Annotated in this window: 18 protein-coding genes and 1 riboswitch; of the genes, 12 read left to right on the top strand and 6 right to left on the bottom strand. The window is 61.7% G+C overall.

Going from position 1 to position 22766, the window contains the following annotated elements:
• Positions 1–214 precede the first annotated feature (214 nt).
• A complete protein-coding gene (locus ACJMK0_RS19025; RefSeq protein WP_405240837.1) occupies positions 215–1933 on the top strand; it encodes a thiamine pyrophosphate-binding protein in 1719 nt (572 codons plus the stop codon).
• Between the two features lie 43 nt (positions 1934–1976).
• The gene (locus ACJMK0_RS19020) at positions 1977–2861 is read left to right on the top strand and encodes a glycosyltransferase family 2 protein (RefSeq protein ID WP_405240835.1); all 885 of its coding nucleotides are present in this window, start codon (positions 1977–1979) and stop codon (positions 2859–2861) included.
• Positions 2862–2907: 46 nt separating this feature from the next.
• Here the strand turns inward: ACJMK0_RS19020 and ACJMK0_RS19015 are convergent, their stop codons facing one another.
• The gene (locus ACJMK0_RS19015) at positions 2908–3921 is read right to left on the bottom strand and encodes an acyltransferase family protein (protein ID WP_405240834.1); all 1014 of its coding nucleotides are present in this window, start codon (positions 3919–3921) and stop codon (positions 2908–2910) included.
• A 78-nt stretch (positions 3922–3999) separates the two neighbouring features.
• Here ACJMK0_RS19015 and ACJMK0_RS19010 point away from each other — a divergent pair, with 78 nt between their 5' ends.
• A complete protein-coding gene (locus ACJMK0_RS19010; RefSeq protein WP_405240832.1) occupies positions 4000–5517 on the top strand; it encodes a lipopolysaccharide biosynthesis protein in 1518 nt (505 codons plus the stop codon).
• Between the two features lie 28 nt (positions 5518–5545).
• On the opposite strand, the gene ACJMK0_RS19005 is transcribed toward ACJMK0_RS19010, so the two are convergent.
• Positions 5546–6271: an SDR family NAD(P)-dependent oxidoreductase gene (locus ACJMK0_RS19005; RefSeq protein ID WP_405240830.1), complete on the bottom strand. Its 726-nt coding sequence runs from the start codon at positions 6269–6271 to the stop codon at positions 5546–5548.
• A gap of 192 nt (positions 6272–6463) precedes the next feature.
• On the opposite strand from ACJMK0_RS19005, the gene ACJMK0_RS19000 reads away from it, so the two are divergent.
• Complete coding sequence (locus ACJMK0_RS19000) at positions 6464–7711, top strand: methyltransferase domain-containing protein (protein WP_405240828.1); 1248 nt, start codon at positions 6464–6466, stop codon at positions 7709–7711.
• Here ACJMK0_RS19000 and ACJMK0_RS18995 read toward each other — a convergent pair.
• On the bottom strand, positions 7677–8741 hold the full coding sequence (locus tag ACJMK0_RS18995; RefSeq protein WP_405240826.1) for a hypothetical protein: 1065 nt from the start codon (positions 8739–8741) through the stop codon (positions 7677–7679). The two genes, ACJMK0_RS19000 and ACJMK0_RS18995, sit on opposite strands and share 35 nt — an antisense overlap.
• A gap of 185 nt (positions 8742–8926) precedes the next feature.
• On the opposite strand from ACJMK0_RS18995, the gene ACJMK0_RS18990 reads away from it, so the two are divergent.
• Genes ACJMK0_RS18990 through ACJMK0_RS18965 form a run of 6 tightly spaced genes read left to right on the top strand, consistent with a single transcriptional unit; the run spans position 8927 to position 14171 of the window.
• Positions 8927–9961, top strand: a complete 1035-nt coding sequence (locus tag ACJMK0_RS18990; protein WP_405240873.1) for an NAD-dependent epimerase/dehydratase family protein — start codon at positions 8927–8929, stop codon at positions 9959–9961.
• The gene (locus ACJMK0_RS18985; protein WP_405240824.1) at positions 9961–10518 is read left to right on the top strand and encodes a dTDP-4-dehydrorhamnose 3,5-epimerase family protein; all 558 of its coding nucleotides are present in this window, start codon (positions 9961–9963) and stop codon (positions 10516–10518) included. Before ACJMK0_RS18990 ends, ACJMK0_RS18985 begins: the two co-directional genes overlap by 1 nt.
• 23 nt (positions 10519–10541) lie before the next feature.
• Positions 10542–11801 carry a DUF4910 domain-containing protein gene (locus ACJMK0_RS18980; RefSeq protein ID WP_405240871.1) on the top strand — a complete coding sequence of 420 codons (1260 nt, stop codon included), beginning with the start codon at positions 10542–10544 and terminating at the stop codon, positions 11799–11801.
• A gap of 9 nt (positions 11802–11810) precedes the next feature.
• A complete protein-coding gene (locus ACJMK0_RS18975) occupies positions 11811–12593 on the top strand; it encodes a sugar phosphate nucleotidyltransferase (RefSeq protein ID WP_405240822.1) in 783 nt (260 codons plus the stop codon).
• 11 nt (positions 12594–12604) lie between these two features.
• On the top strand, positions 12605–13270 hold the full coding sequence (locus ACJMK0_RS18970) for a PIG-L deacetylase family protein (RefSeq protein ID WP_405240820.1): 666 nt from the start codon (positions 12605–12607) through the stop codon (positions 13268–13270).
• A gap of 19 nt (positions 13271–13289) precedes the next feature.
• Entirely contained in the window at positions 13290–14171 is an 882-nt protein-coding gene (locus ACJMK0_RS18965) for a hypothetical protein (RefSeq protein ID WP_405240818.1), read from the top strand.
• Positions 14172–14215: 44 nt separating this feature from the next.
• Here the strand turns inward: ACJMK0_RS18965 and ACJMK0_RS18960 are convergent, their stop codons facing one another.
• Entirely contained in the window at positions 14216–15439 is a 1224-nt protein-coding gene (locus tag ACJMK0_RS18960; RefSeq protein ID WP_405240816.1) for a pyridoxal-dependent decarboxylase, exosortase A system-associated, read from the bottom strand.
• Between the two features lie 3 nt (positions 15440–15442).
• Complete coding sequence (locus ACJMK0_RS18955) at positions 15443–17023, bottom strand: acyl-CoA ligase (AMP-forming), exosortase A system-associated (protein ID WP_405240815.1); 1581 nt, start codon at positions 17021–17023, stop codon at positions 15443–15445.
• A gap of 193 nt (positions 17024–17216) precedes the next feature.
• Here ACJMK0_RS18955 and ACJMK0_RS18950 point away from each other — a divergent pair, with 193 nt between their 5' ends.
• Positions 17217–18335, top strand: a complete 1119-nt coding sequence (locus ACJMK0_RS18950) for an NAD(P)/FAD-dependent oxidoreductase (RefSeq protein ID WP_405240813.1) — start codon at positions 17217–17219, stop codon at positions 18333–18335.
• Here ACJMK0_RS18950 and ACJMK0_RS18945 read toward each other — a convergent pair.
• Positions 18328–19032 (bottom strand): putative Ig domain-containing protein, encoded by a 705-nt coding sequence (locus tag ACJMK0_RS18945; RefSeq protein ID WP_405240811.1) that lies wholly within the window; start codon positions 19030–19032, stop codon positions 18328–18330. The two genes, ACJMK0_RS18950 and ACJMK0_RS18945, sit on opposite strands and share 8 nt — an antisense overlap.
• A gap of 88 nt (positions 19033–19120) precedes the next feature.
• Positions 19121–19205, bottom strand: a riboswitch (cyclic di-GMP riboswitch).
• A gap of 478 nt (positions 19206–19683) precedes the next feature.
• Here ACJMK0_RS18945 and ACJMK0_RS18940 point away from each other — a divergent pair.
• Complete coding sequence (locus ACJMK0_RS18940; protein WP_405240809.1) at positions 19684–22572, top strand: PQQ-dependent sugar dehydrogenase; 2889 nt, start codon at positions 19684–19686, stop codon at positions 22570–22572.
• Positions 22573–22766 lie beyond the last annotated feature (194 nt).

Below are 22766 nucleotides of genomic sequence, written 5' to 3'. Positions count from 1 at the left end.
AATGCGACATAACTCGTCCGGTGGGTTTGATCCCGCGCTCGGTTGACCTGCGATACCTGTCCTGCCCATGTGCTACTATGCCGCCGGTTTCAGCGCTTATCGTCCGCAGGAACGGACGGATGGTTAACAGAGTTTCCCAACACCGAGAATGGATGCGGCGTGGCATCGGCTTCAACCTGTGCGATCTTCCCAACTATGACTAGTGGCGGCACCGATGGGCGCAAAGAGCACATCTGTTACTGATCGGTTGGTGGAGACCCTCCAGGGGTTGGGGGTCGATGTGGTTTTTGGCCTTCCAGGCACTCAGAACATCGATCTGTATGATTCGCTGCGGCGGAGCGGTATTCGCCCGGTGCTCACGACGAGCGAGATCGCAGCCGGGTTCATGGCGATAGGTTACTATCGGGGCAGCGGGCGGCCGGGAGTATTCGCGGCAATCGAGGGTCCGGGCTTTGCGTGGTCTGTGGCTCCTCTGTCCGAAGCGGCGATGGATGCGTCGTCCGTGATCCTTATTACGGGCAGCTCCAGTGCGAACGCACAGCCGTATGATCTGGGCAGCATCCGGCAGGATCGCATTGCCCGCGCGGTCGGCGCTGCGGTCTTCGATCTGGACGATCCGGAGTCGGTGCGGGATACCGTCAAGCGCGCCTGGGCAGAGGCGCAAGAGCCAGGTCCGCAGCCCGTCGTTATTCAAGTGACGGCCCGCCTCGCTACTAAATCACCGCCCGCCGCGGGGTCGTCATCTGAAAGGGGCCAAAATGAGACGGCGGACAGGCGGGTTCTGGCCGATGTGTGGTCGGAGTTGCGGCAGGCGCAAAGGCCGATCATTCTGGCAGGTGCGGGGTGCATCGAGCCTGCGGACAAGCTACGGACGTTGATCGATGCTGCAGGCATACCCTGTTTGACCACCCCAGCCGCGAGAGGGGTCGTCGATGAGTCGCATCATTTGTGTCTGGGCAGGGACCTCTTCTTTGCGGATGTGTCTGTCGTAAACGCGTTAATGGCGCGCGCGGATCTGATAGTCGTGCTCGGCAGCCGTCTGGCACGGAATAGCACATCGGGTTTCCGCTTGAAGCTTGATACCGCAAAGCTGATACATGTTGGGCCGCACGCAGGCACTGCCTCTGAGACGTACCCGGCACGATTGACGGTTCGGGCGAAGGTTGCAGAGTTCCTTGATGTCGTTTCCCATAGGCTGACAGAAACTGAGACTCCGCCATGTAATAGCTGGGAGAGAGCAGAGATTGCGGAATGGCGCCACAGGATGGAGGCCGGCCAGGGGGCGTTGCCTTCGCGGCCGCAGTGGCAGGGTCATGGAGACTGCAGTGTATTGTTTGAGGCCATTCGCGAAGGTGTCCCCGCGGACGGCCTCGTCGTCACGGATACCGGCCTCCACCAATTAATGACCAGGGCATTGTTCGAAGTTCAGGTTCCGGGAGGGTTGATTTTTCCCAGCGATTTCCAGTCCATGGGATTCGGGTTGCCTGCAGCGATCGGCGCTGCACTGGCGAACCGGAACAGGCCTGTGGCAGCGATGGTGGGTGACGGCAGTTTCCGGATGGTCGGCGCGGAACTACTGACAGCGAAAAGGGAGAAGATCGGACTTCCTGTCCTCGTATTCTGTGATAACAGTCTTGGGCTCATCAGAGATCAACAGATACACAGCAGTGGCCATGAAATTGCCACGGCGCTGCAGGAGACTCGACTGGCCGAATACGCAAAGTGGCTCGGCGTGCAACATGTAGTTGCGGATTCGGGTCTGGCTGGGCAGATACGAGCGTGTTTTGGAAGCACTGGCCCTACCATCATAGAGGTACGTCTGGATGAAGATCCGGCGTTGAAGCGGCTGCGCCGTAGGGTGCGGTGGCGATCTTCCATGCAGTCGATAGTGCAGTCCGAGTGGATTACAGGGAGGATGAAGAAAGGCGTATGAACCATTGTCGCGTACAGGACAAGCACGAGGCCGGGAGGCTGGCTTGACGACGGCTGGAGTGAAGGTCACCGTCGGGATCCCTGTCTTCAATGGCGAAAGGTGGCTTGCGGAGACAATTGAATCGGTATTGCGGCAGACCCTGCAAGAGATCGAAGTGATTGTCTCTGACAACGCATCCACCGATGATTCCTGGCGTATAGCACAAGATATCGCCGCCGGCGACGAGCGTGTGCAGTGTTATCGCAATGCTGAGAATCTCGGCGTCTTCCGGAATCTGGACCGCACATTCGAGTTGTCGAGCACGCCTTACTTTAAATGGTGCGCTGTTGGAGATGTGGTAGAAAAGTCATTCCTCGAAAAAGCCCTTGAGATACTGGAGCAGCGGAATGAGGTGATGCTCGTGTACTCCGCGACCGGATTCATCGGTCGCTACGCACATCAGCCGAGCGTCCACGACCTGGACGCATCGCTGGAGTCATTTGACGCTGTTGAACGCTACCGAGCCTACTTTTCATCGAGAGGCCTCAACAGCCCGTTCCATGGCCTGATTCGGTCGCGGGCACTGGCGAGAACGAGCCTGAACAGGGCATTTCGTGGATCGGATCTTTGCCTTATTGCGGCATTGTTGTTGCAGGGGCCATTCGTGAGGCTCCCGGATAAGCTGCTTTATCGACGTATAGAACCAGAGACCGCGACGGCGGTGAAGACTCGGGCGCAGCTGGACGCGTTTTTTGGATCGGATGCAGAGAAGGTCAATCGTCGGCCGATCTGGCAATTCGAGAAGCAGCTGCTGCGGGACGTGATTCGGTGTCCGACCGAGATGAACACGAGGTTGAGGCTTATGCCCTATCTGCTTCGTCGGTTTATCTGGCAGCGGCGCGAGCTGCTGGGAAGGAAGGGTAGGCGCCAGGATTCTTCAACAGGTTGATTGAAGAGGCAGATTATCGTGACCGCGTGTTAGCGGTCTTTCTGGTTCACGTAAAACGCAGGCGGCGTAGTAGCCGTATGGATGGTCGTTCCACTGCATAGGTAACGAGCGCTGCGAGCGCCAGTGCGCCGATAACGACGAGAACAATAGAAGGCAGCGGGCCGAGTCCGGCGCCCGAGAAGCGTTCGAGGGCGAGATAGCCCAGATTACGGTGCACGAGATAGAGGGCGAAAGAGATACCACCGAGGAAGAGCGTCGCGGAGTTCGCAAGCGGCTTGAGATAGCCCCAGAGACCGAGGGCGGCCAGCGCCAGGACCGATGTTGCGACGAGCAAGCCCGTCACCCCCTCCACGAGCAGGGCCGTGAGTAGGGCCAGAGCGAGCATTATTGCACTGGCGACTCTCATCCCGTTGCGTCTGATCTCATAAAGCATTATGCCGATTGCGAAAAATGCAGCTTGATCAAGAGCCAGGGTGAGTGCGAACACATCACGAGACTCGCCTTTTCCGACGGCAATTGCCCATATGCAACTCACGATAAGCCAGCAGCCACAGATCAGATGAACTCGTCGGTGCCAGCCCAGCGAAAACAACCATGCGACGTGGGCGTAGAATGTGAGCTCGACGGTCAGGCTCCAATAGACGTTATCGAAATGCTCATAGCCCAGAAACTCCTGCAGCATTGTGGCGTTCACAGCGACGCCTGTGAGCCATACGTCATTTCCGAATGCGAAGACAGTGATCAGGGTCACTCCGAATAGTGCCGCCCAATAGGTAGGATAGAGGCGAGTGAAGCGCAAATACAGGAAATGGAAGCTCGACTTGCACTTGTTCAATGTATTGAAAATGACGATGCCGGAAATGACGAAGAAGAGCTGCACCGCGTAATAGCCATATTCACCGGGAGCGATCAGCGGGATATCCGCAACATATCGGTCCCACCAATTCAGATAATGACTGAAGACCACGGCCAGAGCGGCGAAGCCGCGCAGTACGTCGATACCGGCGATACGAGCCGAACGCTCGCCGTGTTTTGGCGTTGGCAAGCTGGACCGTGACATGGCCTTGTTATTTGTAGCAGAAGTTCGATGGTCTAGACGGCACCCTGCGCCGATTATACGGCCTGCACAGGAATCGATGTGAGCATCAACCGGCAGATGGCGAAAAATGCGGTATGGACCGTCGGGCTGCGGATGTTCGATCGGGGTGTCGGGGTCATGAGCACGCTGATCCTCGTCCGGCTACTCATGCCCGAGGACTTCGGGCTCGTGGCGATGGCGACGGTGTTTTTTCACCTGCTAAGCGCAGTTAGTGATTTCAGCGTCCACGTGCCGCTGATCCAGAGGGCGGAGATCGATCGGCAAGATATGGACAGCGCGTGGACGCTTCAGTGCCTGGTCGGCTTTGGCCAGGCCGTGATCCTGGTGGCCGTGGCGCATCCCGTTTCGGTCTTCTACCAGGAGCCCCGGCTCGTCTCGGTGATGTATGTACTCGCACTGACCGCGGCTATTACCGGGATCGCCAACATCGGCGTTGTGATGTTCCAGCGTGAGATGGCCTTTGACCGTGAATTCGTGCTCAAGGCGACTCAGCGATTGGTCGGTTTGGTCGTCACGGTGGCTGCTGCATGGGTCTGGAAAAGTTACTGGGCGCTATTGGTGGGGATGCTCTCGAACAGTATGGTTGGCGCAATTCTTAGCTACGGAATGCATCCTTATCGCCCACGAGTCTCGGTTAGCAAGGCTCGGGAGCTGATCCATTTCTCCAAGTGGATGCTGCTGAATAATCTCTTCACCTTTCTCGGGACCAGGGCGCCGGACTTCTTGCTGGGCAGATTGTACGGAGCCCGGTCAGTGGGCCTGTACTCGGTGAGTTACGAAGTGGCCATGCTGCCGACCACCGAATTGGTCGCGCCGATCAATCGGGTGGCGCTGCCAGGCTATTCTCGGATGCGAGATACCGAAGGCGGACTGCAGCATGGTTTTCTCGATGTCATAGGGCTGATCGCGTTAATCGCGTTGCCTGCAGCGATGGGTATTGCGGCGACGGCGGATGTGGTCGTACCGATCCTCCTCGGAGACAAATGGCGAGATGCGATCCCGGTGATTCACTATCTTGCCATCGGGGGAGCACTCGGTGCGCTAATTACGAACTCCTGGTCGGTGATGCTCGCGCTGGGGCGGCCGGCATTATTGACAGTGCAGCAGTTCGGCCGGATGGTACTGCTATTGCCGGCCATCTATTTCGGCGCTGTATGGGCAGAGGTTGAAGGCATTGCTATCGCCTATTTGATCGTGACGGCGGTAATGCTGTCGGTGAACGTGGCTATCACTCTGGGCGTGCTTGCGCTCTCGTTCTGGGCTTATCTCCAAGTGGTCTACCGGCCCCTTGTGGGCGTGATCGTCATGTATCCCCTGGTACGAATGGTGTTCCTGCCATGGCTTTCCGATACCTGGGGGGAATGGGAGATCGTCGTCGCGCTATGTGCCGTGGGGCTCGGTGCCGCGGTGTTCGTGGTCTGTGAACTTCTCTTATGGGTTCTGGCGGGGCGACCGACGGGTGCCGAGACGCGCTTCCTGGAGCTGATGAGTCAAGCGTCAGGTAATCGTCTGCCCTGGTTGAGCGCATGGGTTCGGAAGCAGAAGGAGAGCGCATGACTCCCGATCTGCTCCGCTGCCGCAGTCCTCAGGTTTTCAGCCTGGGGCGGATGTATAGATCGGTGATTTCGGCCGTCGCAGGCATCGACAGGCAGGAGAGGACGGCGTCGGCGACGTCCTCGGGCTGCAGCAGGCGTTCGGGACGGTAGTCACGACCCTCGTCACGGTAGATTTCCTGCTGTCGGGGTGTGGCCGTTCGGCCGGGATAAATCGACAGCACGCGGAGTCCCTGCGCATTCAGTTCCGTGCGAAACGTATCAGCCAGTGCCTGAAGGGCGTGTTGGGTCACCTTGAAGTGACTGGCGTGCATTCCCTGGGAGCGCGTGACGGTGGAGTTGACGAACACGACGTCTCCTCGCGCGACAACCAGTCGCGGCAGCAGCTGGCGGGTCAGCGTGTAGGGGCCGATGACGTTTGTGTCCAGCAGGTTGCTGAAAGCCGGGGGATCGAGTTCGTCCCAGTCGCCCCGCAGGTAGGCGCCGCCGCAGTGGATCAGGATGTCGACTCCCGGCAGGACCTCCGAGATCTTGTCGGTGGCGGCTTGCAGACTACCGGGGTCACCAAGGTCCGCCTGGAGCATGTGCGGAGGGGGCGCTTGTGTACCGAACGAAGAAACTGCGCTCTGCAACCGGTCCAGGTCGCGACCGATAAGGACGAGATTCACCCCCGCAGCGTGCAGCGCACCCGCAATAGCTTGACCGATGCCTTGCGATGCCCCGGTGATGACAGCCGATTTGCCGACGAGATTCGCCATATATGTATCCAGTCAGAAGTTGATGGCAGGATTCTCCGCGGCTTCCGCGGAAAACCCAATTGTGATTCCCGGTTCAGCTATTGCACCAGAAACCGGGGAGAAGAACTGTGAAGCGGTTATCGACTGCGCCGCCAGATCCCCGTTACGATTCGGATTCCCGGCTGAATCTGGATCGCAGGACCCTGAAAGACCATGAGTAGTACCGATCGTGGCAGTCTCTGCCGCTTCTGCAAAGCGCCGCTTCATCATAGCTTCGTCGATCTCGGCGTCACGCCCCTCTGCCAGACGCATATTTCTCCCGGGCAATTGAATGCGATGGAGCCATTCTATCCGCTGCATGCGCTCGTATGCGCCGAGTGCTTTCTGGTGCAGCTCGACGAGTACGTGGCGCCCGACGATATCTTCTCGGAGTACGCCTATTTCTCGTCTTATTCTGATTCCTGGTTGCGGCATGCTGCAGACTATTGCGCGATGATTGCCGACCGACGTGGACTCGGTCCGGACAGCCTGGTTGTCGAACTGGCCAGCAATGACGGTTATCTCTTGAGGAATTTCGTTTCGGCCGGTATTCCGTGCATCGGGATTGAGCCTGCAGCGAACGTCGCGGAAGCTGCGCGTGCCAGGGGCATCACGACGATTACCGAGTTCTTTGGCGCCGAGACGGCAGAGCGTGTAAGAACCGAACACGGTGCCGCCGATCTGATCGTGGGCAACAACGTCCTCGCCCATGTGCCGGATATCAATGATTTCGTGGCGGGAATATCAGTGCTCCTTTCTCCGGATGGTGCGGTAACGATGGAGTTTCCTCACCTTCTCCGGCTGATTGCAGAGAACCAGTTCGACACGATTTACCACGAGCATTTCTCCTATCTATCGTTGCTGACCGTGACGGAGATATTCCGTCATCATGGCATGTGCATCTTCGACGTCGAGGAACTCCCGACCCACGGCGGATCGTTGCGTATCTACGCTGCGCACGAGGGCCGGGAGGAAATCAGCGACAGAGTCAGGGAGTTGCTCGAAGCTGAGCGCGACGCCGGACTCGACGGCCTGGAAGGGTATAGTGGCTTCCAGCCCCGGGTGGATGCCGTCAAGCGAGACGTCCTCGCGTTTCTCATCGAAGCGAAGCGCGCCGGTAAGACAGTGGTCGGATATGGCGCGCCGGGCAAGGGCAACACGCTACTGAATTACTGCGGCATCGGCCGTGACTTCCTCGACTATACGGTCGATCGGAATCCCTACAAACAAGGAAAGTACACGCCGGGGTCCCGGATACCCATTCTGGCACCAGAACACATTGACGAGACGCGCCCCGATTATGTCCTGATTTTGCCATGGAACCTGCGCGACGAAATCGTCACCGCAAATTCCCGTGTTTTCGATTGGGGCGGCCGCTTCGCCGTGCCTATCCCGGGGCTTGAGGTGATCGATCGGGTGTAGGGCTGGCATCCTCGGCCCCGACTCGTTCCAGCCAGATCTCGCGCCAGTAGGAGGGGATGGCTCGGGGGCAGAAGAGGCGGCACGAGCTCATTTCGGAGCGGCATACGACGCCGTCCAGGATCACGCTCGGCGTCTTTATCTCGATCATCCGGCCGGTGGTCTCGTGGATAATCCGGTCTACCCTGCGCCTGACGGTATAGGTCTTGCCGCAGTAAGGCACCATCTCCACGTCGAAGTACATGCCGCGGTTCTTGTTGGCGCGATTCAACGTTGCAAGAATCTCCTGGTGGGAGCGTATCCGGACTTTTTCGCCCGGCACTAGATCGAGCTGCCGAGCCGGTGTCTTTTCGCCCTCAGGGATGGAGCCGCTGCGGAAAGGATTTTCGTATCCGCCGATACGTCGCTGGAAGAAATCATAGACCCGCACCGAGAGACCGTAGCCCACCCCGAGGCCCATGAGTTTACGAAGCCCGTTGAAGAACCAGACGCGCAGCATGTGCCGCAGACCCGTGTTTCCGCTGGTCAAGTCCTCTGCATACTGGCGCACGTCATACCACGCGAGGGGCCGGGATGCATCGTATAGGGCGGTTGCCTGGCAGCGGTAGACGATGTCTTCGCTGCGCGCATCGTTCCTTTTCGTCCCCTTTGAGACGAGAGAACGGAGGGCGGTAAGCTCCTCTACGGAGCCGCCTGGCGTGGAACCGTCCAAAGCGGATCCGGCCGGGACAGGACGGAGCCATGCGGTCTTCCAGAAAAGCAGGCAGGATGCCTTGCAGCCGTCATGACCGTCGCCGTCACAGCGCAGGTCTTCCAGATGCACGCAATTGCCCAGCCATCGGCCACCGGTCTGGTGTACGGTATCGCAGGTCTTGTGCGCCCGCCGGGAAACGCGGAACCGTTTCCCGACGTAGGGGAGCATCTCCGGCATGAACGGCAGGTTTTCCAGGGAACCTTCCTCGTCCAGTGTCGCAAGAATCTCGCCAGCGGGCCGTACTTCGACCAGGTCGCCGGCCTTGAATTTATTGGACATAAATCAGGGTATTAGCTCGGGCACATCAAAAGCGAAGCATGGCAGGCATCGCCCATCCTGGCAATGACCGGTGTCACGGCCGGCGCTCGGCACTCAGTGCACGCCGGCAAGTGTGAGTCAGCGCATGGATCGATCCTGTTTCTGGCATTAGAGTATTGAGTTGGCGAATGGAAGGGGCGAAGGCAATGCGTGTACTGGTGACCGGTACGGATGGTTATATCGGTTCGGTGCTGGCTCCGCGGCTGATGCGGGAAGGGCATGACGTGACAGGCCTGGATACCGGCTATTACCGCAATGGCTGGCTGTTTACGGATCCCACGCAGCCCGCAGTAATGCCTCGCCTGATCTGCGCGGACATTCGGCGTGTGACGCCGGAGATGCTCGAGGGTTTCGATGCGGTCGTCCACATGGCGGAGCTCTCCAATGACCCTCTCGGTGAATCCAACCGGGAAGTGACTTTCGACATCAACCATCGGGGCTCCGTTATCCTGGCGGAAGCGGCAAAGGCGGCCGGCGTGCCCCGGTTCGTCTACACCTCGTCCTGCAGCGTCTACGGGGTGGCCGAGGAAGACGTCGTCGACGAGTCCTCACCCGTCAATCCCCAGACCGCCTATGCAGAATGCAAGGTCCGTGTCGAGCAGGACGTGGGTTCGATGGCGGATGACGGTTTCGCGCCGGTGTTTCTGCGCAATGCGACGGCCTACGGCGCTTCGCCGCGGATGCGATTCGATATCGTTCTCAACAACCTCGCCGGACTGGCGTGGACCACCGGCAAGATCGCGATGATCAGCGACGGCACGCCCTGGCGGCCCATCGTACATATTGAAGACATTGGCACTGCCATCAGTCACTGCTTGACGGCGCCGATCGAGGCGATCTCCGGTGAGATTTTCAACGTGGGGGCTAATGACGAGAATTACCGCATCCGTGAGATCGCCGAGATCGTGAAGGAAGTCTTCCCTGAGTGCGAACTCACGTTCGGGCCGAGCGGCGGGGACAATCGCAGCTATCGGGTGGCCTTCGACAAGATCGACAAGGGACTGCCGGGGTTCAGCTGTCGCTGGACGGCACGCGAGGGGGCACGTCAGCTTCGCCGGGTCTTCGAGCGTATCCGAATGCAGCCGGAGGACTTCGAGGCACCGCCTTACACCCGTCTGCGTCGTCTGAAGCAACTGATCGCCACGGGACAGATTGACGAGAATTACTACTGGGCGGTCTGATGCGTTTCGTCGAGACGGAGCTCGTGGGAGCCTGGGTCCTGGAGCCGGACAAGAAGGCGGATGAGCGCGGGTATTTCACGCGTCTGCGCTGTGCTCGCGAGTTTGCCGAACGGGGACTGCCGCGGGAGTTCGTACAAACCAATCTGTCCTACAACCGCGCGGCCGGGACTTTCCGTGGCCTGCACTACCAGTTGCCGCCATCGAGGGAGGGCAAGCTCGTGCGGTGCATCCGCGGGGCGATCGACGATATCATCGTGGACCTGCGGCCGGGGTCCCGCAGTTTTCTGCGTCACCAGTGGTTCCGGCTGGATGCGGAGGGCCTGAAGGCGCTGTTCGTTCCCGCCGGCTTCGCCCATGGTTTCCGCACCCTGGAGGATGGTTCGGAAGTGCTCTACGAGATGAGCGACTATTACGCCCCGGACCTCGCCTGCGGCATTCGCTGGGATGATCCCGCACTCGGCATTACGATGCCGGGCGAAGTGGTTTGCATCAATCCCCGGGATGCCGCTTATCCCGACCTGGATACCGCCGGTCTGGCGGTATTCGACGAACGATAGCCGTGACTGCCAACCGCAAACTCATGCCGCTGGTGGAGTCGCTCTATCCCCTCTGCCGCAGTATCACGGGCAACGGAGTGAGACAGAGCCTGGATATCCTGGGTAGCCGGGTACCACTGGAGCTGACGGAGGTACCGAGCGGCACGCAGGTTTTCGACTGGACCGTCCCCGACGAGTGGAACGTGCGCGAGGCGTGGATCGAAGATCCGCAGGGTCGGCGTATCGTGGATTTCCGGGACTCGAATCTCCACGTGCTCAATTACAGTATGCCGGTGGATGCGGAGGTGAGCCGCTCGACGCTGGACGAGCACCTGCATTCCCTGCCTGAGCACCCCGACTGGATTCCCTACCGCACGAGCTATTACGCCGAACAATGGGGCTTTTGTGTGCCGCACCGCCTGCGCGAGTCGCTGCCGGAGGGCCGGTACCGCGTGCGCATCGACGCCGAACGCGCAGCCGGAAGCCTGACCTACGCCGAGTGCCGGGTGCCCGGCGAACTGGACCGGGAGATATTGCTCTATACGCATACCTGTCATCCTTCGCTCTGTAACGACAACCTGAGCGGCATGGCGGTGGCCGCGGCTGTCGGCGCACGCCTGCTCGCCGGTGAGAAGCCGCGGCACAGCATACGGTTCGTGTTCGGGCCGGGGACCATTGGTTCGATAGCCTGGCTGAGCCGAAACAGGGAGCAGCTGGACCGCATCGCGCACGGGTTCGTGATCGGACTGCTCGGGGACGACGCCCCGTTTACCTGGAAGCGTTCGCGACGGGGCACGGCGGAAGTCGACCGGGTTGCCGAACACATCCTGGGCCGGCGATCGCCGGAGAATCGCGTCATCGGGTTCTCACCCTACGGCTACGACGAACGGCAGTTCGGCTCGCCGGGCATCGATCTGCCGGTGGGCAGACTCACGCGGTCCGTGAATGGCGGGTATCCCGAGTATCACAGCTCCGCGGACAATCTGGATCTCGTCACGGAAGAGCGGCTGGCGGAATCGGTGGAAGTTGTGACGGAAATCGTGCGTACGCTCGATGCAAACCGTTATTTTGTCAATCAGGAGCCCTATTGCGAACCGCAGCTGGGACGGCGGGGCCTTTATCGGACCACCGGCGGGAGTGGAATACCTGACCGGGAATCGGCGATGCTCTGGTTGCTGAATCAGTCGGATGGCGACAATTCCTTACTGGACATCGCCGAAAAATCGGGGATCGGCTTTGATTCCATTGCCGCGACGGCGGAAGAATTGCGCGAAGCAGGCCTGCTCGCGGAGAAGACGGGTTAAGGTGACAGTATGAAGGTCGTTTTATTCTGCGGCGGATTCGGCACGCGATTGCGCGAGCACTCCGACGTCATTCCGAAGCCCCTGGTCGACGTCGGTAACCGGCCGATACTCTGGCACCTCATGAAGTATTACGCGCATTTCGGGCACAAGGATTTCATCCTCTGCCTGGGCTACAAGGGGGAGATGATCAAGAAGTTCTTCCTCGATTACGACAGCTATTTGTATCGGGATTTCGTGATGCAGCAGGGCGGGCGTGCGCTGATGCCGTCAGAGAGCGATATCGCCGACTGGACCATCCGTTTCGTGGATACCGGACTGCACTCGAATATCGGTGAGCGATTGCTGAAGGTGCGCCACCTGCTGGAGGGGGAAGAGGCCTTTCTCGCCAATTACAGCGATCAGCTATCGGATTTTCCGCTCCCGGAACTGATCGACTTTCACCGTGAGAAAAACATGGCTGCCAGTTTCCTCAGCGCCAGACCCGCTCATTCGTTCCACCAGCTCGAAGTCGACGATGACGGGCTGGTGACCCGCTTCGGGCCGGCCTCGGAAACGGATCACTGGATAAACGGCGGCTACATGGTTCTGAATCGCGAGATATTCGACTATATCGAGGAGGGAGACGAACTGGTGGAGGCGCCGTTTGCGCGGCTCATTGCCGAGCGCCGGCTGGGCTCGATGAAGTACACCGGCTTCTGGGCCGCCATGGACACGTTCAAGGACAAGATCATGTTCGACCGGATGCACGGTCGCGGCGAGCGGCCATGGGAAGTCTGGCCGAACGGGACCTAGAGACAGCCAGGATGATCGGACTGGACTTCAGCGGCTCGCCTGATCGGGAACTCGGCATACTCTGTCTGGGGGCTCACAGCGACGACATCGAGATCGGCGCGGGCGGGACCGTCCTGGAGCTCGCGCGGCGATATCCCGGTGCGCGGATTGCATGGCACGTCTTGTCCGCGGAGGGGAGGCGAGAAGACGAGGCGCGGGAGAGCGCCGGGTTCTTCACGAAAGGTTTCGCGAGCGTCGAGGTGCACGTGCACGGTTTTGCCGACGGTACCTTCCCGTCGCAACTTCCCGGCATAAAGCAGGCCTTGCAGGAGATCAAAGAGCACTTCGACGCGGACATCGTCATCACGCATAACCGTGAAGATCTGCACCAGGACCACCGCACCGTTGGTGAGGTCACCTTGCAGACATTTCGCGATCACCTGATTCTCGAGTATGAGATTCTCAAATACGACGGCGATATCGGCAGACCCAACGCGTTCTTCCCGCTGTCCGACTCGGTCAGGAGGGAGAAGCTCGAGGCCTTGCAGAGATATTTCGGCAGTCAGCGTGCCAAGGACTGGTTCAGCGAGGAGGCGTTCTCAGCCCTGATGCGCATACGCGGTGTAGAGTGCCGCTCCCCGAGCGGATATGCGGAAGCTTTCTATTGCCGCAAGGCGCTCTTGTCCCAACTGTTTTAGCTGCAGGATTGACGCTCAAATGGCAGAGATATATTTCGATTCGCCAATGACGGACGCGGAGCGCAGGGAGGCTCTCTACGCGGGGGCTATATTCGTATACCGACCGACGGCGGTAGCGCGAGAGTTCTGCGCATTCGCGGACGGGCTGATCAGGGAGGCGTTCGGGGGTCTGGATCCGGAGACGGCCCAGTACGAGCTGCCAGTCGAGCGCTACATCGGCATTCTTCAAGAGTTGAAGCCGCACTTTATTCATCATCCGGAATCGAAGCGGCTTGTTGCCGAGATTCTCGCCGAGCGCGGCTGCAATTCGACCGATACTTACTTCGACGTGCCGCGGATGCGATCCTCTACCAGCGATGGTTACCTGACCTCCGGGATCGCCTATGCGTGGCACCCGCATCGTGATACCTGGTACTCGGCGCCGGGCTGTCAGATCAATTGGTGGACGCCGATTTATCCGATAACTCCGCGCAACGGCATGTCTTTCTATCTGGAATTTTTCGATAAGGTGGTTCCCAACGACAGTGATGGCTACGACTATGCTGTCTGGAACGCCAGGCATCGATTCGCCGCTGCGAGCCAGGTCAAGAAGGATACCCGGCCGCTACCAGGGCCGAAGAACGAGATCGACGAAGGAAAGGGGACAATCCTGGTCTGTGAAGTCGGAGGACTCATCGTATTCTCTGCGGCCCAGCTGCATGCGAGCGTTCCGAACGACTCCGGTAAGACCCGTTTCAGCATCGATTTCCGTACGGTGAATCTGGGCGATTGCCGCAAGGGGGTTGGTGCGCCGGCGCAGGATGTGGCCTGTACGGGGTCCTCGATACGGGACTTCAAGCGAGCCCGGGACCTCGAGGATATTCCCGACGAAGTTGCTCTGGCCCTGGAAGGTGGCGCCTAGAGCGGAAGCATGCCCCCATGCGGCCCCGATGGTCCCGCGCCGATCTACAGGAGAATTTCGCTGCAGGCGGGGTGCGACAGGAAACGCTCCGGGCTGGCGGTTTTTCCGTAGGCGCCTGACTGCAGGATCCCCACGAGCGACCCGGCCTCCAGTTTATCGATCGACACTTTGTCGCCGAGCAGGTCCAGCGGCGTGCAGAGAGGGCCTACGACAGTGACCGGTTCCATGGCGTCACACCGCTCGATCGCGACGACAGGGTAATTCTTCCGAATGATCTGACCGAAATTGCCGGAAGCGGCCAGATGATGGTGGAGGCCGCCGTCGGTGATGGCGTAGCGGGTGCCCCGTGATTCCTTGATGTCGATGACCCGGCAGACGTAGATGCCCGCCTCGCCGACCAGGTACCGGCCCAGTTCCATGAGAATCTCGGGGTCTCCAAGCGCCTTCCTGAGCCGGGAGACCGCCTCGTCGGCAGGCGTGGAGATTGCCGCCAGATCGAGCGGCTGCTCCTTCGGGAAATACGGGATGCCGAGGCCTCCCCCCAGGTTCACGAAGGAGATTTCCAGGTCCGTCGAGTCGGCGAGCTGTAACACTAGGTCGACCGTGCTGGTCATCGACTCGATGATGGCCTCCGCCCGCAGGTTCTGGGAGCCCGAGTAGATGTGGAACCCGCGGAAATGCAGGCCGAGTGACTTGAGTTCCGCGAGCATGGCGGGCACTCGCTCGGCGTCGACACCGAACGGCGACGGCCGCCCGCCCATCTTCATGCCCGAGGTCTTCAATTCGAACGGCGAATTCACCCGGATGGCGACGTGCGGGCGGCTGCCGTGCTTGCCGGCCAGGGCCGCGATGCGGCGCATCTCGCCCTCGGATTCCATGTTGATGGTAATGCCCGCACGGATGGCTGCCTCGAGTTCGAAGTCCTGCTTGCCGGGGCCGGCGAAGCTGACATCGGCGGGGTTCACACCAGTGGCCAGTGCCACCTCGAGTTCACCGGCCGAAGCCACATCGAGGCCGTCGACGAGCCCGACCATGTGCCGGACGACCTCCGGCATCGGATTGGCCTTCATCGCGTAGTGGAGGTGCAGCCCCTCGGGCAGGGCTTCCCTGAGCTCGGCGACCCGCGCGGACATGCGCGCGCAGTCGTAAGCATAGAACGGCGTGCCGGTCTCGTCCGCGATATCGGTCAGCTTGCGGCCACCCCACAGGAGGATGTCATCCTCGTACCGGAGGCTGGCTAAAGCCGGGTGTTCTTGCGTATCGGTCATCGGTCAATCGGTTTCCTGAAACAGATCCTCGAGCTCGGTCGCGAGCCGCTTTCGATCGATCTTGCCATTGGGGTTGCGCGGCAGAGCTTCGCGGAAGACGATCTCCGCCGGCACCATGTAGTTTGGCAGGGACTGGCGGCAGGCCGCCAGTATCGCCTCTTTCGTCTCGTCCCCGGCGGCTTCCGAGTGGCAGGCGATGACGACCGCCTGTCCCAGATCGAAGTGGGGTATGCCCAGTGCCGCGCACTCGTTCACGCGTCCCGTGCCATAGATCACTTCCTCCACTTCCGTCGGGCTGATGCGGTAGCCGGAGGACTTGATCATGTCGTCCTTCCTGCCGACGAAGTAGAGGAATCCGTCCTCGTCCTTCACGACCGTGTCGCCGGACCAGACGGCGATTTCCCTGAAGGGCAGACCGGCCGGCTGATTGGGCGCGGGGCGGAAGCGGGCTGCGGTGCGCTCCGGGTCGTTCCAGTAGCCCAGGGAGACCAGGGCGCCGCGATGCACGAGTTCCCCGGGTTCGCCGGGTGCGCAGGGCGAACCGTCCTCGCGCACGACCATGATCTCGGCGTTGGGAATGGCCTTGCCCATCGAGGTGGGCCGTGCGTCCAGTTCTTCAGGCGGCAGATAAGTGGATCTGAAAGCCTCGGTGAGACCGTACATGAGGTAGACGCGGGTGCCCGGCAGCCGCTGCCGCAATTCTCCGAGCGTGGCCGTGGGCATGGCGCCGCCGGTGTTGGTGATGTAGCGCAGGCTCTGTACGGCCTCTTCCGGCCAGTCGAGTCGCGCGAGCTGGGTCCAGAGAGGCGGCACCCCCGCCAGGCCGGTCGCGCGGTGGCGGGCGGCGGCCTTCAGGACGTCGCGCGGCAGCAGGTAGTCCATGAGAACCACCGAGGCGCCCACCGAGAAGGCCGTGGTCATCTGGCTGAAGCCGGCATCGAAGGAGAAGGGTAGTACGGCGAGGATGACGTCGTCCGCCGTGTTCTCGAGGTATTCCGCCACGCTGAGCGCGCCCGCCACCATATTCCGGTGGGACAGCACCACGCCCTTGGGTTTGCCCGTGCTGCCGGAGGTATAGAGGATCGCTGCCATGTCGGTGTCGATGCGGCGCACAGGGGTGCCGGGTTCGGCGGCCGTCAGATGTTCCCATGCCAGGGTCTGGACGTGCGGCGGCGCTTTCAAGCCATCTGCACTGGCGTCCAGGACGACGAGATGCCGCAGGTCGGTGCACTCGCCGAGTACTTCTGTAACGCTGCGGGCCTGGGCCTCGGTCGTCACGAGCGCCGCGACGTTGCAGTCGCGCAGGATATGAGCTACCTGGGCGGGTTTGAGCGACGGGTTGATGGGAACGAACACACCGCCAGCGTGCAGGGTACCGAAGTAAGCCTGTACGGCTTCCAGGCGTTTGTTGAGGTACACGCCGACGCGCTCGCCGGGGCGGATGCCCAGGGCGCACAGACCAGCGGCCGTGCGCGTAACGCCGCTGGCCAGCTGGCGGTAACTGAGTTCATCGCGGCCCCGAACGAGGGCAGGCGCGTCTGGCGTCCGCTCGGCAGCGGAGAAGATAAGGTCGTGCAGAAGCATGGTGACTGATTGCCCTGGAGCAGGCCCATGGAACGATGCGAAAAGATTAGCAGAACGATCCGTATTGTACGTGACGCCCTCCGCAGAATCCGCTGTGCACCACGTCCTGCGGCTGCGGGCGTGAACCGCGCACTTGATCCGGAGTGCGGCTCAGCCGAGACTGACTCGCGCAAGGGATGGTTGGCATTTGAGCATGGCAGAAAAACTCGATTGCGTCGTCATTGGGGCAGGGGTCATCGGGTTGGGCGTTGCGCGGGCGCTGGCGATGCGCGGCCGCCAGGTCCTGGTGCTGGAGGCAGAGGAGGAGATCGCCGCGCACACCAGCAGCCGTAACTCCGAGGTGATCCACGCGGGTATCTATTATCCCCGCGGCTCGCTGAAGGCTGCCGCCTGCGTTGCCGGCAAACATGCCCTCTACGCCTATTGCGAGGAGCGGGGTATCCCCCACCACCGCCTCGGCAAGCTGATTGTTGCGACCGCCGATGACGAACTGGCGCTATTGGAGCGCTACCTGGCCAGTGCCCGGGGCAACGGTGTCCATGACCTGGAGATGCTGAGCGCGCAGGAAGTCCGGGCGCTGGAGCCCGCGGTGCGGGCGGTCGGGGGCCTGCTGTCGCCCTCCACGGGTATCGTGGACTCCCATGCCCTCATGCTTGCGTTGCGAGCCGATCTGGAGGCCTGCGACGGCCTGGTGGTGTGCCGCAGCCGCGTGACCCGCGTGGATCGTGGCGCCGCCGGCTTTACCGTGTACCTGGATGATGACGCCGGGTTCTCCGTCGAGTGCGAGAGTCTGGTCAATGCTGCGGGGCTCTGGGCGACCCGGGTCGCCGCCACCATCGGCGGCTTCCCGCGCGAGGCAATCCCGCGCCTGTACCTGGCCAAGGGTCACTACTTCACGCTGCAGGGGCGCTCGCCTTTCAGCCGGCTGGTCTATCCGGTGGCCGCGGGCGGCGGCCTCGGTATTCACGTGACGCTGGATCTGGGGGGGCAGGCGAAGTTCGGCCCCGATGTGGCCTGGATAGAGAGCGTCGATTACAGCTTCGACGAGAGCCGGCGAACCGCCTTTGCCGCCGCCATCCGGCGCTATTTCCCGGATCTGCGGGATGAGGCGCTGGCGCCCGGCTACACCGGCATCCGCCCGAAGCTGAGCGGGCCCGGAGAGGCCGCAGCAGATTTCCTGATCCAGGGACCGGGCGACCACGGGATCCCGGGTCTGGTGAACCTCTTCGGCATCGAATCGCCGGGGCTGACGGCGGTGTTCCCGCTGGCGGAGCGGGCGGCCGCTGCGCTCCTGGGCCCCGCCGTCAGTTGACGGACTTGACCGCTTCGCCGGAGAAGTCGCTCTCGATACCCGTTGAATTGAACGCCGTTGCCGAGAAGTAGTAGGTGTTCGGGCTCAGGTTGTCCACCACGTAGGTGGTCAGTCCCGGATTATCGATTGTGACCGAATTGCCGTAGTTTCCGGAACTCGTGCCGTAGTAGATCTTGTAGCCGGCGAGGTCGGTCAGCGCCGAACCGTCGGTGTTCTCTGCGGGCGGCGTCCAGGACAGCGTCACCGAGCCGGTGGCCACCTGGCTCACCGTCACCGAGAAGCTGAGCGAATCGGTGTCAGAGCCGTCGCTCGCGGTGATGCGGATGTTGCCGTAGGTGCCTTCGTCGCCAGACCGGGGTGTCCCGCTCAGGGCTCCGCTGGAGGTATTGAAATCAGCCCAGGACGGTTTGTTCTGGACCGTAAAGGTGATGGTGTCGCCGTCCGGGTCCGAGGCATTCGGCTGGAAAGAATAGGTCTCGTCCACCTTGACGGAGGAGGGCGGGTTGCCGCTGATCGTCGGCGGGTTGTTGGCCGAAGAGCCACCGCTTGGCGGGGGCGTCTGACCCGATCCGTCTGCGGGTGCGTCGGAGCCGCCGGACGAGCAGGCGGCCAGCCACATTGCCGCTGCGACGATGGCAGCGGTTCGCGAAATTGTCCCTTTCGCCTGAGTGCGTCTGTGCACGGTCTCGATCTCCACCTGAGTTCAGATCCAAAGCCGGTCCTGGCTGAGCTGAAGGGAGTCGGTGGAAACCGAGTCGGCCGGCGGGTATGCCCGGCCCGAGCAATTCGGTAACCCCGCTATCCTAGGCGTTCGCCCTTAGACCGGAAGCTTTGCGTCCCCGCCTTTCGGCGGGTTTGCCCTTTTCGGGTTCCCAGTCTCCCTGACATAACCCGATTCGGCAATCGGCATGCGACATAAGCGGGACCCCAGTTGCCGGAGTGTGACGAGGGTCACAGCTGACTTCTCGAACCCGGTCCGTTGCGCAAAGGGGGCACCTGTCCCAGCCGGGTGCGATTAAACCCCAGTCAACTTCTTGGCACAAGGGATGGGGTAAAAATTTTCTTATATAAATCAGCGCCTTGGTGTCGCTGATTGGCGACACCACAGCTAGAATCTACATTAAGTCACAATCGCAAGAATGGGCCGATGCTCGTCAAAGAGGAGGTTAGTGCCCGGTGGTGAATTGACTCACCAGAACCACTCTGACGAACAGCCTGGGGATGTTGCGCGGAGGGGCGTCATCGCGGTCCTGCGAGCCGGCGCGGGCGTTCTGCGCAGGCACGGCTTGCAACGGTGCCGATCCGGGCATAGTTTCGATGCACTGACACGGTAGTCGAGGGTGACGTGATGATGGATATCGGCGGAGTGCGGCATACATGGCTCGTCATCGGCTGCCTGCTGGTGGCGGCCTGCGGCGGAAGTTCCGGCTCGGATTCGGGCGCGCCGGACCCCGACCCGGATCCCGGCCTGCCCTCGGCGAGCATCGACGGCCCGACGGTACAGGAAGGGGATGCCGGCACGGTCGACGCCACCTTCACGATCACACTCTCGGAGAGCGCGCCCGGCGCCGCCTCCGTTCGTTATGAGACCGCGGGCGGCACTGCCACCGCCGGAGAGGATTACACCGCCGTGTCCGGCACGCTCGACATCGGCGCCGGGGCGACCAGCGCCACGGTGACCGTGCCGGTGCTCGGCGATAGCCTGGACGAGCCGGACGAGACGTTTACGCTGCAGTTGAGCGATGCGACCGGTGTGAGCCTGGCCAGCGCCACCGCCCAGGCGACCATCCTGGACGACGACGATCCGCCGGCGCTCGGCATCGCGGATGCTTCACTGGCCGAGGGTGACGCCGGCTCTGCGCCGATGGTTTTCACTGTCTCGCTGGACGCCGAATCCGGGCGCACCGTGACGGTGGACTATGCAACGGCGGACGGCTCCGCCGTTGCCGGTGAGGATTACACGGCCAGCTCCGGCTCGTTGAACTTCAGCCCGGGCACCACGGAACTCACGATCGAGGTGCCCGTGCTCGGCGACACCGCCGACGAGGGCGACGAGACCTTCACGGTGACGCTATCGAACCCGGGGAACGCGACGCTGGCGGACGCCGAGGCTACCGGTACGATCCAGGACGATGACGACGGCAGCGGCGGACCGGTCTCCGGCCTCAACCAGCGCCCCTCGAACACCACCTGCCTCGCCGGCGATGCACCCACCGAGGTCACCGGCATCGACACTGCCGTGGCGTTCCCCGATCTGCCGTCCGTGAGTCAGCCGATCGCACTCCGGCAGGTGCCGGGAGATGCCAGCCACTGGTACCTGGCGGAGAAGGGCGGGCGCATCGTGCGGTTCGAAAACCGGGCGGATGTGGATGCTTATACGACATTCGTGGACATCAGTGCGCGGGTGAATGCCGGACCCAGCGAGGCGGGCCTGCTAGGAATCGACTTCCACCCGGACTTCGCGACCAATGGCGAGGTGTACCTCTCGTACACGACCGGCAGCCTCACCTCCCGCATCTCCCGCTTCACCAGTCCGGATGGCGGCGTAACGCTGGACCCGGCCAGCGAGGAGATCCTGCTGACTCTCGATCAGCCCTACAGCAACCACAACGGCGGCAATATCCTCTTTGGACCTGACGGGTATCTTTACATCGGCTTCGGCGACGGCGGCAGCGCCGGTGACCCCCAGGACCTGGCACAGAACACCACCACCCTGCATGGCGCCATGCTGCGTATCGACGTGGACAACGGCAGTCCCTACGGCATTCCGTCCAACAATCCCTTTGCACCGAATGCCCTGTGTGCCGACGGCGATGGACTGGCCGACTGCCCCGAGATCTACGCCTGGGGGCTCAGGAATCCCTGGCGCTGGAGCTTCGACTCGGCCAACGGGGAGCTGTGGGTGGGCGACGTCGGCCAGAACTCGTGGGAGGAGGTGGACATCGTCGAGCTGGGCGGCAACTACGGCTGGCGCTGCCGGGAAGGGGCGCATGACTTCGACACTTCCGGTAACTGCCCGGCGGGGCTGATCGATCCCGTGATCGAGTATAGCCACACTGTCGGGAATTCGATCACGGGCGGCTACGTGTACCGGGGCTCGGCAATCCCCGAGCTGGCGGGCCGCTACGTTTTTGCCGACCTCAACGGGAAGATCTTCGCGTCGGTCGATGATGGCGCCGGCGGCTTGGATTTCGAGACGCTGCTCAATACCGGCAACACCATCGTGTCGTTCGCGCAAGACCAGGACGGCGAGCTGCTGTATCTGTACTTCGGTGCGGAAAGCGTGCGCCGGATCGTGCAGGCCGGGGGCAGCTCCAGCGGTTCCGTGGCAGACGCCCTCTCCGAGACGGGGTGTGTCGATCCCGCCGATCCAACACAACCGGCCGCGGGCCTCATTCCGTATGAGCCCATCGCCCCGTTCTGGTCCGACGGGGCGGCCAAGGAGCGCTGGTACGCGCTCCCGGATGGCGCCACCGTGGACGTGGACGGCGAGGACGACTGGGTGTTCCCCTCCGGCACGGTGCTGGTCAAGAATTTCCGCCTGGGTGGGGATCTCATCGAGACCCGCCTCTTCATGCGCCACAACGACGGCGACTGGGCGGGCTACACGTACGAGTGGAATGACGCCCAGACCGAGGCCACCCGCGTGGTCGGTGGCAAGACCAAGGATATTGGCGGGCAGGAATGGATCTATCCGAGCGGTCCGCAGTGTCTGGAGTGCCACACCGAGGTGGCCGGCTTCTCGCTGGGCCTGGAGCATGCGCAGCTCAACAGTGAGCTGCAGTATCCCTCCACGGGTATTACGGCCAACCAGCTGGTGACGGCGGACGAGATCGACGTGCTGACGGCACCGCTGGCCGATACGCCGGTCAACCTGCCGCGGCTGGCTGACCCGGCCGATACCTCGGCGTCGCTGGAGGAGCGGGCGAGGGCGTATCTGCATACGAACTGCGCCAATTGTCATCAGCCGAACAACGGCATACCGTCCAACATCGATCTGAGGTACTCGATTGCCCTGGCGGACACCAATACCTGCGACGAGGTGCCACAGCAGGGTGACCTCGGCATAACCGACGCACGGATCATCGCGCCGGGGGATGCGGCGCGCTCGCTCTTGGTCGTGCGGCCGAATCGGCGGGATGTGCACGGGATGCCGCCGTTGGGGAGTAATCTGGTGGATAGCACCGGCGTCCAGCTGATATCCGAATGGATTAACTCGCTGGCCGGGTGTCCCTGAGCGTTACAAGCCTGTGCAGGGAGCGATCTCGCCACCAGTTGGTACCAGGCTGTCGAAGATTTTTACAGGCAGCGTATGTGAGACAATACGTCTCAGAGGTAAAATCTTTTTAGATCAGTAAGTTGTGATCTTGGCATGGCATTTGCTTTATTCCGCATGAGAGTCAGCAGGGCACGGATCGATGGTCAAAGCCG

This window comes from Lentisalinibacter orientalis, from assembly GCF_040706535.1.
Lineage (GTDB): Bacteria > Pseudomonadota > Gammaproteobacteria > Steroidobacterales > Woeseiaceae > Lentisalinibacter > Lentisalinibacter orientalis.
Note: the sequence above shows the minus strand (reverse complement) of the source record. Positions and strands in the feature narration are given on the sequence as shown.